We start from the raw sequence: 15,274 nt of genomic DNA, 5'->3' as shown, positions 1-15,274 counted from the left end.
CGTGTGCATCGGCGCGGATCGACGGCACAAGAGCTATTCAAACCGCGGCGGCAGGAACGATGAAGTTCGGATTCGTGGCCCTCATCGGACGACCCAACGTCGGGAAGTCCACGCTGTTGAATCGCCTCGTCGGGCAGAAGCTCGCCATCGTCACGCCGAAGCCGCAGACCACGCGCGACGCGATCCGCGGGATCTTGACCCGCCCCGACGCCCAGATCGTGTTTCTCGACACCCCCGGCCTCCACGTCCCCCGCGACCCGCTGGGCCGGTACATGGTTCGGTGCGCCCAGCGCTCCTCGGGCGACGCCGACCTCGCCTGTCTGATGGTTGAACCGGCGGCCGCCGCGGACGCCGACTGCGCGTCGCTCTCCCTCCTGCGGGGGTGCCGGTCGCCCCTCTTCCTCCTCATCAACAAGACCGACACGGTGCGGAAGGAGGCGCTCCTCCCCGTGATCGAATCGTACCGCGGCCTGCTGCCGTTCAGGGAGATCATCCCGCTCTCCGCGCGCACCGGGGACGGGGTGGAGCGTCTTCTCCGCGCCGCGATCGAACTCCTTCCCGAGGGGGAGAAGCTGTTCCCCGACGATTTCCTCTCCGACCAGCCGACCCGATTCGCGGTGGGCGAGATGATACGGGAGAAGGTCTTCAGCTTCCTCCACCAGGAGGTCCCCTACGGCACCGCCGTGCGGATGGAGGGGATGAAGGACCGGGAGGACGGCGTGACCGTCGTCACCGCCACGATCGTCGCGGAGCGGGAGTCGCACAAGGGGATGCTCGTCGGCAGGGGCGGGGCGATGATCAAGCGGATCGGCACCGCCGCGCGCCGCGACATCGAGGAGTTCCTCGGCCGGCGGGTCTTCCTCGACCTGCGGGTGAGGGTCGTCAAGGATTGGAAGAGGGACGAGGAGCTCCTCAGGAAGCTCGGGTACGTGCAGTGAGGGGGCGGCACGGGGAGCTCCTTTGGATCTATCGGGCGCTGCGTCGCCGCTTCGGGCCTCAGGGCTGGTGGCCCGGGGAGACGCCGCTCGAGGTGATCGTCGGGGCCATCCTCACGCAGAACACCGCCTGGAGGAACGTCGAGCGCGCCGTCGCCGCCCTCAAGGAGGCGCGCCTCCTCTCGGTCCGGGGGCTCGCCGGGATCCCCCGCGCGCGCCTCGCCCGCCTCGTCAGGCCGTCCGGCTACTTCAACCAGAAGGCGGCCGCCCTCAAGGCGTTCAGCCGCTTCCTCGCGCGCGGCTACGGCGGGAGCCTCGCGAGGATGGGGAGGGAGCCGACTGCGGCGCTCCGCGAACAACTCCTCGCGGTGCGCGGCATCGGCCCCGAGACCGCGGACAGCATCCTGCTCTACGCCTTCGACAGGCCGGTCTTCGTGGTGGACGCCTACACCGCGCGCGTCCTCTCCCGGCACGGGATCGCCGCGCCCCGGGCGCGCTACGGGGATCTCCAGCGGCTCATCGCCGCGCGGATCCCGCGACGCCGCGCCCTCTACAACGAGTTCCACGCCCTCTTCGTCCGCGTCGGCAAGGAGTTCTGCCGGAAGACGCCGCGGTGCGGAGGGTGCCCGCTGTGGCAACACCGGGGCGCGGCGGGGGAGGGGGCCGCAGCGCCGCCGAAGAGACGGGGAGGGGCCGGGGGGGCGCAGAAGAGCGGGGAGGACGGGAACCGGGCGCTCAGCCGCCGCGTTCCGTGTCGTCGAGGCGCGCAAAGGCGGGCTTGATCGACCGGTAGATGATGTCGCAGCGCTCGCGGTAGTGGATGAAGGCGCTCTTCATCGCGTTCAGCGTCAACACCTCGAGGTCGCGGAGGGTGAGCCCGTAGACGCGCGCCGCGATCCCCAGCTCCTTGCTCATCGAGGTATCGCTCATCAGCCGGTTGTCGGTGTTCAGGGTCACGCGGAACCGGTTCTCGTAGAAGAGCCGGAACGGGTGCGTCTCGAAGCTCTCGGCGGCGCCGGTCTGGATGTTGCTGCTCAGGCAGCACTCCAGCGGGATGCGCTTGTCGAGGATATACTGGGCGAGCGTCCCCAGCCGCACCGCCTTCCCCTCCTCGACGGTGAAATCCTCCACGAGACGCGTGCCGTGCCCGATCCGGTGCGCCCCGCAGTACTGGAGCGCCTGCCAGATCGACTTCGCGCCGAACGCCTCCCCGGCGTGGATGGTGATGTTAAAGTTATTGCGGAGGCAGAAGTCGAACGCCGCCTGGTCCTTCTTCGCCGGGTTGCCCGCCTCGTCCCCCGCGAGGTCGAACGCCACCGCGCCCTTATCCCGGTACGCGACCGCGAGCTCGGCCATCGGCATCGCCCATTGGCTGCCGCGCATCGAGCAGACGATGAGGCCGAAGCGCGTCCCCGTCTCCCCCTCCGCGCGGCGCAGGCCGCGGAGGACCGCCTCCATCACCTCATCGTGCGTGAGCCCTTTGGCGGTGTGGAAGAACGGGGCGAAGCGCAGCTCCGCGTAGACGACGTTATCCGCGTGGAGGTCGAGGAGCGACTCGTAGGCGACGCGTTCGAGCGCCTCCCCGGTCTGGAGCGCCGCGTAGATGACCTTGAACGTCTCGAGGTAGAGGCGCAGGTCGCCCGCGTTGGCGCCGCGGTGGAACCAGGCGAGGAGCTCCTGCGGGTCCTCGGAGGGGAGCGGGAACCGCTCCTTGCGCGCCAGGTCGATGATGGTGGAGACGCGCAGGCCGCCGTCGAGATGGTCGTGCAGCAGCACCTTGGGGAGTTTCTTGATGATCTCGGGAGTCGGTCTCATCGGCAACCCCGGTTTGCGAAAGTATACCCGAGCCGTCCGGCGCGCGCCACAGCTTATTGCGCCGTTCTGAAGACCGCGCACCGCCGTTTGCCGAGCCGTCCCTCGACGAGGATGCGCAGACGCGGCCCGAAGGCGCCCTCGACCGTTTCGCGGTCGCGGTTGCGGACGACGAGGAGGGAGGGCGGGCCTTCGTCGAGAATCTCGGCCAGGCCGGGGAGGGAGTCCGCGAACGCAAGCGGGTTGTCTTTCTCCCGCCAGTAGAGGAACTTCAGGCCGTCGGTGTCTTTCCCGAGGCGGTAGAAGACGATCCGGTCCCCGTCGGCCGCGCGCTCGATCTCCCGGACGAGCGTGCGGGCCTCCTCCTTCGCGACCATCCGCGGCGTGTCGAACTGACAGTAGGCGGCGAAGCCGGCCGCCATCGTCCAGGCGGCGAGGAGGAAGACGCCGTAGGCGCCGTCCCCGCGGCGCAGCGGGGGGGCGAGCAGCGGGGCGAGGCACGCGGCCGGGACGACCGCCCAGAGGATGGGGGAGGCGAAGGGGAGCAGGAGAGGGCCGAGGGCGCCGAACGCCGCGCCCGAGGCGAGGAGGACGAGGCAGCAGCGCCGGACGAGGCGCACCGCCGCCGCCGCGCGCGGCGGCCCGCCGGGCGCGCACAGATCGCCCCAGAGGGATGCGGCGAGGAGGGCGACCGGCGGGGCGGCGGGGAGCAGGTAGCGCGAGTGCTTGATGCTCGCCAGGGAGAGGAGGAGGAGCGTCGAGAGGAACCACGAGGCGCAGAACGAGTCCAGGTCCGCGCGGGCGGGGTCGAGGCGCCTGAAGAGGCGGCCCGTCGCGAGGAGCGACCAGGGGGCGAAGGCGCCGAAAAAGACCCCGAGGTAGTAGAGGCGGGACTGGTTCGCCTCGTCGCTGACGCGGTCGAAAAGCTGGGCGTTCAAAATCCCGGCGAGCGCCTCCCGCCCCTCGAGGGCGCACACCGCCGCGGCGACGGCGGCGGCAAGGGCGGCGAGGAAGATGCCGAGCGGGACGAAAAGACCCGCGAGGAGGCGGAACCTTCTTCGCGCGACGAGCCACGCCGCCGCGGCGCAGAGCGGGATCGCCGCCCCGATCGGTCCCTTGGTGCACAGCGCCCCGGCGAGGCCGAGACAGGCGACGAAAAGCGCACCGCGCCCGCCGGAGAGGACGCGCCGCCGGCAGCCCGCGAGGGCGAGGGTGATGAAGAAGACGAGCATCGCATCGACGTTCGCCTGCGACGCGCAGACCAGGAGCAACGGCGTGACCGCCAGCGCGGCCCCCGCCGCCAGGCCTTCGTTCGCCCGCCGTCCGCCCCCCATCAGGAGGACGAGGACGGCGGTCCCCGCCGCGGCGAGCATCGAGGGGAGGGCGAGGGAGAGCGGGCTGATCGCGCCCAGGAGCCGGGAGGAGAAGGCGGCGACGAGGAAGTAGAGGGGCGGGTAGTCGAAGTACGGGGCGCCGTCGAGGCGGGGGATGAGGGAGGGGCCGTGCCGGAGCAGTTCGCGCACGAAGAGGGCGGTCCTGAACTCCATCCCCGCCAGCCCCCTGAACGCGACGGCGGGGAGCAGCGTGCCGCAACAGAAGGCGGCGAGGAGGGCGGCGCTCGTCATCCTGCGCGTGTCCATGGTCGCTCCTTGGCGGGCGTCCGGCCGACGTGCTATAGTATACTCCCGATCCGGGGGATTGCCACACAAGAGGGGCGTTCGTTTGATGGAACCCGACAGGGCCGCGGTGCGGGAAGGGGCGTCGCGCTGGGACCAAATCATCCCGATCATCGAGAGGGGGACGCGGTTCCTGATCACCGGGCACGAGCACGCCGACGGCGACGCCCTCGGCTCGCAGCTCGCCCTCGCCTGGTTCCTCACCCAGAAGGGGAAGAATGTCCGCGCGGTGAACTGCGACGAGCCGCAGCGCCTCCTCCGGTTCATCGATCCCGACCGCACCGTCGAGGTCTACCCGCCGGGCGGCGGGGCGGAATGGATCGGCCCGTGCGACGCGTGGTTCGTCGTGGACACCTGCGCCCTGCTCCGCATCGGCGCGATGGGCGAGCTCGTCCCCGCGCTTTCCTGCCCGAAGATCACGATCGACCACCACGTCTTCGCCGAGGAGGAGGCGTTCGCCGACATCAACATCATCGACGAACGGGCGGTGGCGACCGGGATGCTCATCCATGACCTCGGGCGCGCGCTCGGGTGCGCGCTCGACCGGCGGATCGCCCTGGCCCTGTACGTCGCGATCTACACCGACAGCGGCGGCTTCATCTACACCAAGATCTCCCCGGAGACGCACCGGATCATCGCGGAACTGATGGAGGCGGGGGTGAAGCCGTACGAGGTGTTCGACAAGCTCTTCCAGACGCACACCGCCCCTGAGGCCGCCTTGTTCGGGAAGGCGCTGAACTCCCTGCGGCTGGAGCACGGGGGGAGGATCGCGTGGATCACGGTCACCAGCAGGATGTACGACGCCTCCGGCGCCGATCCCGAGGCGAGCGAGAACTACCTGATGAACTACGTGCGCGCCATCAGGACGGTCGAGCTGGTCGTCCTGCTCCGCCAGGTCCCGGAGGGGAGGGTCAAGGTGAGTTTCCGTTCGAAGAACTTCTTCCGGGTGAACGATCTCGCCCGCGTGCTCGGGGGGGGCGGCCACTGGCTCGCCGCGGGCGCGGTCGTCGAGGGGAGCCTCCCGCGCGCCCTCGAGAAGGTCAAGGCGGCCGTCACGCGGGAGTGGCGACGGCAGTGGAAGGAGTGGAGGAGGGCGGCCGCCGCCTCCGCCGAGGGCCCGTCTCCAGGCGACTGACGCCGTTCCGGCAGGCCGCGCCTGAAACAGGGATGCGATGCCGCTCGTAGACCTCTTCCTGATCGCCTTGATGATCGCGTGCAACGCCGTCTTCGCCGCCTACGAGATGGCGCTCGCGTCGATCTCCCAGTCCAGGATCGACGCGACCGTCGCCGCGGGCCGCCCGGGCGCCGCCGAGGCGGCGTATATGAAGGGCAGGATGGAGGCGAGCCTCGTCGTCATCCAGCTCGGCATCACCCTCGTCGGGGCGGTCGCCGCCGCCGTCGGCGGGGCCGGGGTCGAGCAGCGGCTCTCCCCGCTGCTGAGGGACTCGTGGGGCCTCCCCGCCTTCCTCGCGGAGATCCTGGGGCTTGTGCTGCTGGTCATCCCCCTGACGTTCGTCACGATGACGGTCGGCGAGCTCATACCCAAGATGCTCGCGCTGCGGAACAAGGAGCTGATGGTCCTCTCGCTCTCGCCGGCGATGAAGCGGCTGGCCTCCCTCGTCTATCCGGTCGTCTCGCTCGTGGAGGCCGCCGTCACGAGGGCGGTGGGCCTCATCTCGAAGAGGGTGCCCGGCCCGGTCGACGAGAGGATGGCGGGGCTCTACGAGCTGCGGGCGGCGGCCTCCCTCGGCAGGACCTCGAAGCTGCTGGGCGCCCGGGGGGAGAGGATCGTTCTGGCGGCGGCCCACCTGTCCACGCACGCGGTGCGCGACCTGATGGTGCCCGCGGCCGACATCTACATGATCCCCCGGGAGAGCAGCCTCGCCGATGCCCTCGTGCTGGCGCATATGGATATGCACACGCGCTTCCCCGTCTGCGCGCGGAAAGGGGAGCCGCAGACCATCGAGGGGTACGTCAACTTCAAGGATATCGTGATGGCCCTCAGGATCAACCCGGAGGACCCCACCGTCCGGGGGATCACCCGCCCCCTCCTGCGCCTCGACGAGGGGCTCTCGGTCGCCGACGCGCTCGAACGGATGATGATGGAGAAGGCCCACATCGCGCTCATCGAGGGGCCCGGCCGCGTGATTTTGGGGATGCTGACGCTCGAGGACATCCTCGAGGAGCTCGTGGGCGAGATCGAGGACGAGTTCGACCGGGCGATGACGCACGTCAGGCCCTACGGGGCGTCGTGGATAATGGGGGGAGGGGTGCCCATGACCTCGGTCGGCGCGGCGCTGGGCCTCGACTGGGCGGCGCGGTACCCCGGCGGCGACGTCCCCACGCTCTCGGACTGGTGCGCGGAGCGGGCGGGAGGCCCGCTCGTGGGGGGTGAATGCATCGAACACGACGCGGTGCGCGTCATCCCGAGAAAGTTCAGGAGCGGGAGGATGCTCGAGGCGATCGTGAGCCGCATCGGGGCGGAGGGCCCGCCGCGTGACGACTCCCGCTGAGGGTCAGGGCAGGAACCGCTCGGGATTCTTCAGCTTCTTCGGCAGGTAGACGTCGAGGACGTAGTTGAGGTTGTGCTTGGCGAACGCCTGCTGCTCGACCCTCACCCCCATCCGGATCATCTGCTCGAGCGCCTCCTGCCACGCCTTCTCGTGCCGTATGAACGGGTCGTTCGCGAGGGCGTCCCTGGCGCGCTTGACGTCCACCTCCTTGAGCGGATGGGTGGCGTCCTGGAGCTTGTAGTCGACGATGTCCTGCGGGGTGACGCCCAGGTAGCGCGCCTGCGGGACGCAGAAGAAGCGGTTGATGTGGGCGGCGTTCCCGGACCCCACCTTGAGCGTGCGGTAGATGTTCGTGATCCCGTACGGGTCGCCGTCCACGAACGCATAGACCGGGATGCGCCTCTCGTCCGCGAGGCGGCGGATGAACCGGCGGCAGGCGCGCGTGGGGACCCCGCCCATCGAGACGAGGATGCAGTCCGCCTTCTTCCAGAAGTTGTGCTTCACGAGGCGCTGGAACATCCCGGCGGTCTCGATCGCGAGGATGAAGCGGGCGCCGGTCTGGAACTCGAGCTCCTCGACGGAGATCGGGATCGAGTAGGCGCCGGAGCCGAAGCGGGTGCAGTCGATCTTCAGCCGCTTCCCGGTCTCCGCGTCGCGGTCCACCACGACGAGGCGGCCCGCCACCTCGCCGCCCTTCTCCTCGGGGATGAAACCGAGCTGCTCGCGGTTGACCTCGAAGAACGCCTCGATATCGTCCATCACCGCGTCCGACTCGGGCTGCTCGTCGAACCGCGCGTCGCCCCAGTTCTTCGAGACGTAGTACGCCTCCCGCTTCGTGGCGATATCGTCCTTCCGGAGCAGCTCGTTGGAGAGGGACATCATCTTCAGCGACTGGGCGAACGTCTTGGCGGTCCCGACGGTGAGCGTCCGCTGCTTTTTGCGCCGCCCGATCTCGAAGTAGCCGGTTTTCGGGTTGTAGCGGACGTTGTCGAGCGAGCGGATCGGGAGGTTGAGGGACGGTTTCTTCTTCTTCAGGACCGTCCGGTAGATGTCGCGGGCCGCCTGCGCGATCCTGGCGGATGTCTTGTTCACCGTCTTTCCTCCCCGGCGGCTCATTCGATCGACCTCGACTTCTCGAGTATCTCCGTCAGGATCCGCACGACCTTCGCCTCCTCCGCCTTGTCGAGCTTCAGGATCTCCCGGAGCGCGATGCCGATGTGCGGCAGGTACTTCTCGATATACGCCTTCTTCTTCTCGGCGTCGGCGATCCGGGCGCGCCGGCCGAGGAACCCCTTGAGCTTCCTCCCCACCTCCTGGAGGCCGAGACGTATCTCCTTCATGACCTCCGGATAGTGGGCGATCGCCTCCTTGCTCTCGGAGGTGAACGGGACCCAGACCGACACCATGTGCACCATCAGGGTGAGCGGCCCCGAGGGGAGGGCGCCGCGTCCCTGCGCGAGGCCGTAGGCGCGCCAGTTGGTCCCGATCACCGCGCGCGTGATGGCGCAGGCCGACTGCTGGTAGAGGAGCGGCACGCGGTTGGCGAAGCGGACGAGGCTGGCGAGCTGTTCCTGCCCCCCCGCGTCCCCGCCCTCCTCGTCGTCCTCCGCGGTCGCGGCGCCGCCCCAGGCGAGCCCGACCTCGATCTGGAACGGGTTGCCGCGGTAGACGCCGGGGGGGCGGGTGGTGGCGGTGTAGAAGTGCGCCGCGATCCCCTTCTTCAGGGCGGCCAGGATGAGCTCCTCCCCGATCGGGGAGAGGCAGTCGGTGGGGGGGCTCATTATCTTCGTGGCGTTGAGTGCGGCGTAGAGCTTGTCGGACTCCTCGCGCGCGATGCGGGAGGGCCATGCCGTCTCGTTGAGGCCGGCCTTCGCGCATATCTCCCGCGCGACCTTCCCGCCGACCCGGGAGAAGTCCTGCATGAGGAACGAGCGGAGGCGCCTGGCCTTCGTCGTCTTGAGCATCTGCATCAGCACCCCGAGCTCCACCCCGTACGGGTGCGGCCGGATCTGCTTGGGTTCGCGCGGGAGCTGCGTGGCCGCGCGGGCGAGCACGGCCTTCTCCCCTTCGGGCCCCTGGTAGACGATGCGGACGTGCGGGTTGGCGAGTGAGACCTGCTCGAGGTACTGCTCCACGGACTGCCGCCCCCGCTGGTATCGGGCCTCGAGGTCGATCTCGACCCGCGTGCCGTGCGGGGGGGCCCACTCCGCCGGTTCGTCCCGGACGATCTCGGGGGCGTTCTTCACCGTGTCGATGCGGATCTCGAAATAGTGGGCGGGCTTCCGCGGGCCGATGCGGGAGATGATCCGAATCGACTGGCCGGTCGTGAGCTGGCCGTACATCCCCGCGGCGGAGATGCCGATCCCCTGCTGGCCCCTGGCCTGCTTGAGGGCGTGGAACTTGGAGCCGTAGAGGAGCTTGCCGAATATCCGCGGCACCTGGCTCCTGACGATCCCGGGGCCGTTGTCCTCGACCGCGACGCGGTACCGGTCCTCGCCGGTCTGGCGCACCTCCACCGTGAGTTCGGGGAGTATCTTGGCCTCCTCGCACGCGTCGAGGCTGTTGTCCACCGCCTCCTTGACCGTGGTGAGGAGCGCCTTCTTCGGATTGTCGAAACCGAGCAGGTGCCGGTTCTTCGTGAAGAACTCGGAGACGGAGATCTCGCGCTGCCGGAGCGCCATCTGGTAGGCGATCTCCTCCTGGTGGAGGGCGATGCCGTTCTCACGGAGCTCGTGCGGGGTCTTTACCCCGCGCCGGCCCCGCGCCTGGGCGGCGCGCGTCCCCCGGGGGTTTTCCCCGCCCGCGGCTGCTTTCGCGGCCGGTTTTTTCGCGGCTTTCTTCGCCGACATTGTGTCGTGTTCCCCGATCCAATTGCGACGATTCGGCATAGTAGCATACTGATGCCGTCGCCTCAAGGAGGATCGGGAACCGGTTCGGGAGAAGCCGCCGATCGGACCGGGCGGGGCGCCGGACGAGGCGTCCCGCCGGATCCGCTGCGTTTCCCCCGAACCCCTCCGCGGCTTCCGGTCAGCGGACCGGATAGTACGGAACGGGCGCGTACGCCGCGGGGAGGTTGCAGGCGACCGGCTGGTACGCCTGGTAGTAGACCGGCTGTGGCGGGCAGACCGAGACTGGCACCGGTTGCGGCACGTAGACCGGTTGCGCCACGGGCACCGGGTAGTACCTGTCGACGCCCTTGATGCTGTCGAAGATGATGCTGAAGGCCGTGGCCGCCGCCACCGCGGTGTCGCCGTAGGGGAAACAGAGGGCCGCGTTCGATTTTCGCGAGTGCCGCGGTTTTCCGTGCTTTTTCGCGAGGGCGGGGCTCGCCGCCACCGCGAGGATCATCAGCGCCACGATCGCCTTTTTCATCGCACCCTCCTCCCTGTTGGCCCGGCCGTCGCCGCACCGCGGCTGTTCATGGAGTTATACGACAGGTCGGCCCGCGCCATCCCCGCCTGCAGCCGGCATATTTCAGCGGAGGATGGCGCGTGGAGATTCGCCCGGTGACGAAACGGAGCGGAACGCGGCGCCGGGGGGAGCAGGATGGCGCCCCCTGTCCGAGGCGCGCGGGTCGGGCACGACGTCTGCGTCAGCGGGGGGCCCAGGCGGGGGAGGAGAAGTTGCCGGGACCGCGGGTGATCTGCGTCGGCGCGCGGTCGTAGACGTCCATTATGAACAGATCGCGCTTCCTGCCGCGCTGGACGCAGTAGACGATGTGCCGGCTGTCGGGGGCCCAGGAGGGCGCCTCGTCGCTGGAGCCCGAGCGGGGCAGGGGGATCTCCTCGCGCGTCTTCAGGTTGACCAGCCAGATGCCGAAGCCGCCCTGCCGGGAACTGTAGACGATCGATTCGCCGTCCGGCGACCAGTCGGGCTCGGTGTTGTAGGAGCCTTTGAATGTCAGGCGCTTCGGCGGCGTCTTTCCCCGGGCGTCCATCAGGTAGATCTGCGGCGAGCCGGTCTGGTCGGAGACGAAGGCGATCTGCCGGCCGTCCGGAGACCAGCAGGGCGACGACTCTATCCACGCCGTGCGGGTCAGGCGCGTCACCGTTCCCGAGGCCAGCTCCATCCGGTAGAGCTCGGGGTTCCCGGACCTGGAGAGCGTGAGCAGCATCTCGCGACCGTCCGGCGACACGTCGCCGAAGGCGTTGAGGCCCGGGAACGAGGCGATCGCCCGCGCGTTCCTCGATCCGAGGTCCATCAGGAACAGCTCGGGGAAGCCGCGGACGTACGAGGTGAAGACGAGGCTTCCGGCGTCGGGGGTCCACGACGGGAAGAGCGAGATGTTCTTGCCGCTCGTGACCTGGCGGTAGGCGGCGCTCCCGTACTCCATCAGGCAGATCTGCTTCATGCCGCTGGCGTCGGAGACGAAGGCGATCTGCGTCCCGCAGAGGCCCGTCTCGCCGGTGACCGCCTTGATGATGTCGTTGGCGAGCCGGTGGATGAGCTGCGCGGAGGCCGACAGCTCCCCGCGGTACGCCTGCGAGAAGAGGTTCTTTCCGTCCCGGACGGCGTAGAGCCGGGAGGTGAGGGAGAGGGCGGCGCCGCGGACGGCGACCTCGGTCTTGACGACCATCTCCGCGCGGAGGCGCGTCCACTCCTGGAGGTCGATCCTCCCCCTTTGGCGGTCCTCCCGGTCGGTCTCGTCCGCGAACTGCTGCTTCTTCACCGTGTCGAAATACCCGGAGGCGTCGAGATCGGACTTGAGCATCTCGGCGAGCGAACGGGACAGCTTCTCGTCGCCGCCCTCCTGGCGCGCGAAGGAGGGGACGGCGATCACGGTCTTGCGGGCGTACTGCTTGGTGATGGTGATGTCCACCTGCGCCCCCGCGAACGCGGGAAGCAGACAGGCGGCGACGAGCGCCGAGACGGCGATGCGGGCGGATGCGTTCATTGTTTCGCGGCGCATCAGTATACACCGGGCGCCCGGGCGGAAACAGAAAAAACCTCCCTCCCCCCGCTTGGGGGCCGCCTGCGCCCCGTCGCGGAGGACGGCGACATCGGCGAGGCGGCGGGCCGGCGCGGGGATCGTTCCCGGAGGCGGCGAACGGCGCGGAACCGGCGTCGGCGCGGCGGTGCAAATCCGACGGCGCGCGCCGGCCGGGAAAGGCGGCGCGAAAATCCGCGGAAATGCTTGTTTCGGCGGCGGCGACTCCGCTATGATGGCCGCAGAGACTATGAGAGCCCGACACCACGATCCCCCGCGCGCCGCGCGGGAACTCGCGCTGGTTTTGGCCGCGGGTGCGCTCGCGGGGCTCCTGAGCAACGCCGTCTCCCCCCGCGGCATCCCGCTCCTGGGGGACTGGACGAAGCCGTACGGCGTCCGCTCCGCCGGCGGCGTGCACGCGCCGACCTACGGCAACGTGGAGATCGGGTTGGCCGAGGCGGCGCGCCTCCTCGACGAGGGCGCCCTCTTCCTCGACGCCCGCCCCGCGGAGGAGTACGCCGCGGGGCATATCCCCGGCGCGGCCTCCTTCCCGGAGGACGAGGCGGACGAGAGGATCGAGGAGGCCCTCCTGCTCTGCGGGGAGGCCGAATCGACGGTGGTCTACTGCGCGGGGATCGACTGCGACGAGGCGCACCTCGTCGCCCGCCGGCTGCGCGAGGCGGGGGTCGACGCCGTGCGCGTCTTCGCGGGCGGCCTCAGGGAGTGGCGCGCGGCGGGCAGGGCGACGGCCGCGGAGGGGGCCCCATGAGTCCGCGCGCGGCGCGTTGGGTGCGGGCGGCGGGACTGCTCCTCGCCCGGCTGTTCCTCGGCGGCCTCTTCGTCTATGCGAGCCTCCACAAGCTCGCGGATCCGGTCTCGTTCAGCCGGATCGTCTACGGCTACAAGATCCTCCCCCCCTGGGCGATCAACCTCACAGCGATCGTCCTGCCCGGTGTGGAGCTCGCCGCGGGGGCGCTCCTCCTGGCGGGGCTGCTGCGCCGCGGCGCGGCGCTCGCCGTCTCTTTGAGCCTGCTCGTGTTCATCTGCGCGCTCGCCTTCAACCTCGCGCGCGGCCTCGACTTCGATTGCGGCTGCTTCTCCTTCGCCCGCACCGGGCCGGGCGCGGCGCTGGATCTGCTCGTCCGCGACGTCGTCTTCCTGGCGCTCTCCTGCTGGGTCCTCCTTTCGCCCGAATGCCCTTGCTCCGCGGATCGGCTTCTCGGCCGGGACGCCTGACCCGTCCCCGCCCGCGATCCGCCGCCGCCTCGCGCGGGCCGCCGCCGGTCGGTTTCGCCCGCGCACTCCGCGCACTCCGCGATTGCCGGGCGCGTCAAAACGGGGTATGCTGGTGCTCGGGAGGAAAGGAGGCCGGCGATGAAGGATCTGTGCAGGAAGGCGCTGCTCATCGGGATGGGCGCGGCGGAGTTTACCCGGGAGACGCTCGCCCGCGCCGTCGCCGATCTCGAGAAGCGCGGCGAGATGAGCCGCGCCGAGGCGGAGAAGGTCATGCAGTCGTTCAGGCGCACCGCCAGGGAGCGCCGCGGCGAGCTCGAGGAAGGAATCGAGCGCGCCGTCGCGGCGATGCTCGACAAGATGCACCTGGCGACCACCGACCGGCTGGAGGAACTCGAGAAACGCCTGCGCGCCCTTGAGAGGAAATCCAGGGCGAAACGATAGCCCCCCGCAGGGGATTTCGAGGCCCGGGAGGCGGTTGTGCGATACTATGCCCTCATCAGGCGTCGCGGCGAGCTGGTCCGCCTGCGGCAGGTGATGGCGGTCCTCTTCCGGCACGGCTTCGGCCACGTGGTCTACGCGCTCCGGCTCGGGGAGCACGTCCCATTCCTGAACCGCGCGCTCGGACGCGACGAGGAGGACCGCCCGCTCACCTTCGGCGCGCGCCTCCGCCTCTCCTTCGAGGAGCTCGGGCCCACCTTCATCAAGTTCGGCCAGCTTTTGAGCAACCGCTCGGATCTCGTCCCCCCCGAGGTCGTCGCGGAGCTGACGCGCCTCCAGGACCACGCGCCCGCCTTTCCGTTCGCCGAGGTCCGCGAGACCGTCATCGCCGAGCTCCACCGACCGCCGGAGGAGCTGTTCGGGGAGTTCGAGTCCGCGCCGATGGCCGCCGCCTCGATCGCACAGGTCCACCGGGCGACCCTTCTTTCCGGGGAGCGGGTGGTGGTCAAGGTGCAGCGGCCGGGGATCCAGCGCCAGGTGGCCGTCGACCTGAATATCCTCCAGCTGCTCGCCCACGGTCTCGAGCGCTACCTGCCCGAGAGCCGCGCCTTCGCGCCGGTGGATCTCGTGAGGTTCTTCCGCAAGACGATCGGCCGGGAGCTCGACTTCGTCACGGAGGGGAGGAACGCCGCGCGGTTCCGCCACAACTTCGCCGGGGAGCCGGATATCGTCGTCCCCGAGGTGCATTGGCGCCTCACGACCCCGCGCGTCCTCGTCATGGAGGATGTCGAGGGCGTGCGGGTGGACGACTCGGCGCGTCTCGACGCCCTCGGCATCGACCATAAGGAGATCGCCCTGAAGGGCGCGCGGGCGTTCCTCAAGCAGGTCTTCGAGGACCGGTTCTTCCACGCCGACCCGCACCCGGGAAACTTCTCGGTCCTCCCCGACGGCCGGCTCGCGCTCGTGGACTTCGGGATGGCGGGGCGGCTGGACGGGGATCTCCTGGAGGAGCTCGCGCAGGTGGTGCTGGCGGTGTCGGAGTGGGACGCCTCCCGGGCGGCGCGCCACCTCCTGCGCCTCCGCCTGCTCGACGAGGAGATCGACGAGGACGCGTTCAGGTCCGATCTCGCCTACATGATCGAGAGCTACGCGGGCCGTCCCCTGAAGGATATCAACCTCGGGCAGGTGTTGAACGAAACGATCTACATCGCGGGCCGCTACCGGATCCGCGTGCCGCCGGATTGCGTTTTGTTGGGGAAGGCGGTTGTCGCGATGGAGAACGTGGGACGGCGGCTCGATCCGGAGTTCGACATGGTCGCCGCCGCCCGCGACTACGCGCGCCGGTACGCGCTCTCGCGTTTCAGCCCCGGGCGCGTGAAGGAGCGGGTCGAGTATATGGCGGGCGACCTCCTCCACCTCCTGCGGGAGCTCCCGGGGGATCTCCAGCTCATAGTCCGCAAGGCCACGCGGGGCAAGCTCAAGCTCGAGTTCGAGCACCGCGGCCTCGACACCTTCATCATGGAGATGGACCGGTCGAGCAACAGGATCGCGTTCGGCCTGGTGGTGGCGGCGCTCATCGTCGGATCCTCGGTCGTGATCCTGAGCGATCGGGGCCCGCACCTGTTCGGGCTGCCGCTCCTCGGCCTCGCGGGGTTCGTCCTGACGGGGCTGCTCGGCCTGCGGCTCATATTCGGCATCATGCGTTCGGGGAAGCTGTGAAACGGCGCCGAGGGCGGG

The 15,274-nt window shown here is 69.7% G+C and carries 14 protein-coding genes; 8 read left to right on the top strand and 6 right to left on the bottom strand.

Annotated features, from left to right (window positions below):
* Positions 1-59 precede the first annotated feature (59 nt).
* Positions 60-938, top strand: coding sequence for a GTPase Era (locus GXY35_02170; protein NLW93401.1), 879 nt, complete (start codon positions 60-62; stop codon positions 936-938).
* Positions 935-1,717: an endonuclease III domain-containing protein gene (locus tag GXY35_02165; GenBank protein NLW93400.1), complete on the top strand. Its 783-nt coding sequence runs from the start codon at positions 935-937 to the stop codon at positions 1,715-1,717. The genes GXY35_02170 and GXY35_02165 overlap by 4 nt, the downstream gene beginning before the upstream one ends.
* On the opposite strand, the gene GXY35_02160 is transcribed toward GXY35_02165, so the two are convergent.
* A complete protein-coding gene (locus GXY35_02160; GenBank protein ID NLW93399.1) occupies positions 1,671-2,750 on the bottom strand; it encodes an adenosine deaminase in 1,080 nt (359 codons plus the stop codon). The genes GXY35_02165 and GXY35_02160 overlap by 47 nt on opposite strands.
* Before the next feature lie 53 nt (positions 2,751-2,803).
* A complete protein-coding gene (locus GXY35_02155) occupies positions 2,804-4,387 on the bottom strand; it encodes a phospholipid carrier-dependent glycosyltransferase (protein ID NLW93398.1) in 1,584 nt (527 codons plus the stop codon).
* 85 nt (positions 4,388-4,472) lie between these two features.
* On the opposite strand from GXY35_02155, the gene GXY35_02150 reads away from it, so the two are divergent.
* Positions 4,473-5,558: a bifunctional oligoribonuclease/PAP phosphatase NrnA gene (locus GXY35_02150; GenBank protein ID NLW93397.1), complete on the top strand. Its 1,086-nt coding sequence runs from the start codon at positions 4,473-4,475 to the stop codon at positions 5,556-5,558.
* A gap of 37 nt (positions 5,559-5,595) precedes the next feature.
* A complete protein-coding gene (locus GXY35_02145; GenBank protein ID NLW93396.1) occupies positions 5,596-6,936 on the top strand; it encodes a DUF21 domain-containing protein in 1,341 nt (446 codons plus the stop codon).
* A 3-nt stretch (positions 6,937-6,939) separates the two neighbouring features.
* On the opposite strand, the gene GXY35_02140 is transcribed toward GXY35_02145, so the two are convergent.
* From GXY35_02140 to GXY35_02125, 4 genes are all read right to left on the bottom strand, one after another.
* Entirely contained in the window at positions 6,940-8,052 is a 1,113-nt protein-coding gene (locus GXY35_02140; protein ID NLW93395.1) for a DNA topoisomerase IV subunit A, read from the bottom strand.
* Positions 8,049-9,824 carry a DNA topoisomerase VI subunit B gene (locus GXY35_02135; protein ID NLW93394.1) on the bottom strand — a complete coding sequence of 592 codons (1,776 nt, stop codon included), beginning with the start codon at positions 9,822-9,824 and terminating at the stop codon, positions 8,049-8,051. Before GXY35_02135 ends, GXY35_02140 begins: the two co-directional genes overlap by 4 nt.
* A gap of 139 nt (positions 9,825-9,963) precedes the next feature.
* Entirely contained in the window at positions 9,964-10,308 is a 345-nt protein-coding gene (locus tag GXY35_02130; GenBank protein ID NLW93393.1) for a hypothetical protein, read from the bottom strand.
* Between the two features lie 220 nt (positions 10,309-10,528).
* A complete protein-coding gene (locus GXY35_02125; protein ID NLW93392.1) occupies positions 10,529-11,830 on the bottom strand; it encodes a hypothetical protein in 1,302 nt (433 codons plus the stop codon).
* 283 nt (positions 11,831-12,113) lie between these two features.
* Between GXY35_02125 and GXY35_02120 the strand changes: the two genes are divergently transcribed.
* From GXY35_02120 to GXY35_02105, 4 genes are all read left to right on the top strand, one after another.
* Entirely contained in the window at positions 12,114-12,632 is a 519-nt protein-coding gene (locus tag GXY35_02120) for a rhodanese-like domain-containing protein (GenBank protein ID NLW93391.1), read from the top strand.
* The gene (locus GXY35_02115; GenBank protein ID NLW93390.1) at positions 12,629-13,099 is read left to right on the top strand and encodes a DoxX family membrane protein; all 471 of its coding nucleotides are present in this window, start codon (positions 12,629-12,631) and stop codon (positions 13,097-13,099) included. The genes GXY35_02120 and GXY35_02115 overlap by 4 nt, the downstream gene beginning before the upstream one ends.
* A gap of 138 nt (positions 13,100-13,237) precedes the next feature.
* Entirely contained in the window at positions 13,238-13,540 is a 303-nt protein-coding gene (locus GXY35_02110) for a hypothetical protein (protein NLW93389.1), read from the top strand.
* Positions 13,541-13,576: 36 nt separating this feature from the next.
* Entirely contained in the window at positions 13,577-15,256 is a 1,680-nt protein-coding gene (locus GXY35_02105) for an AarF/ABC1/UbiB kinase family protein (protein ID NLW93388.1), read from the top strand.
* Positions 15,257-15,274 lie beyond the last annotated feature (18 nt).

The sequence above is a fragment of the Chlamydiota bacterium genome, assembly GCA_012729785.1.
GTDB lineage: Bacteria > Auribacterota > Tritonobacteria > UBA1439 > UBA1439 > UBA1439.
The sequence above is the reverse complement of the archived record's forward strand: the minus strand, read 5'-3'. Positions and strand labels throughout refer to the sequence as shown.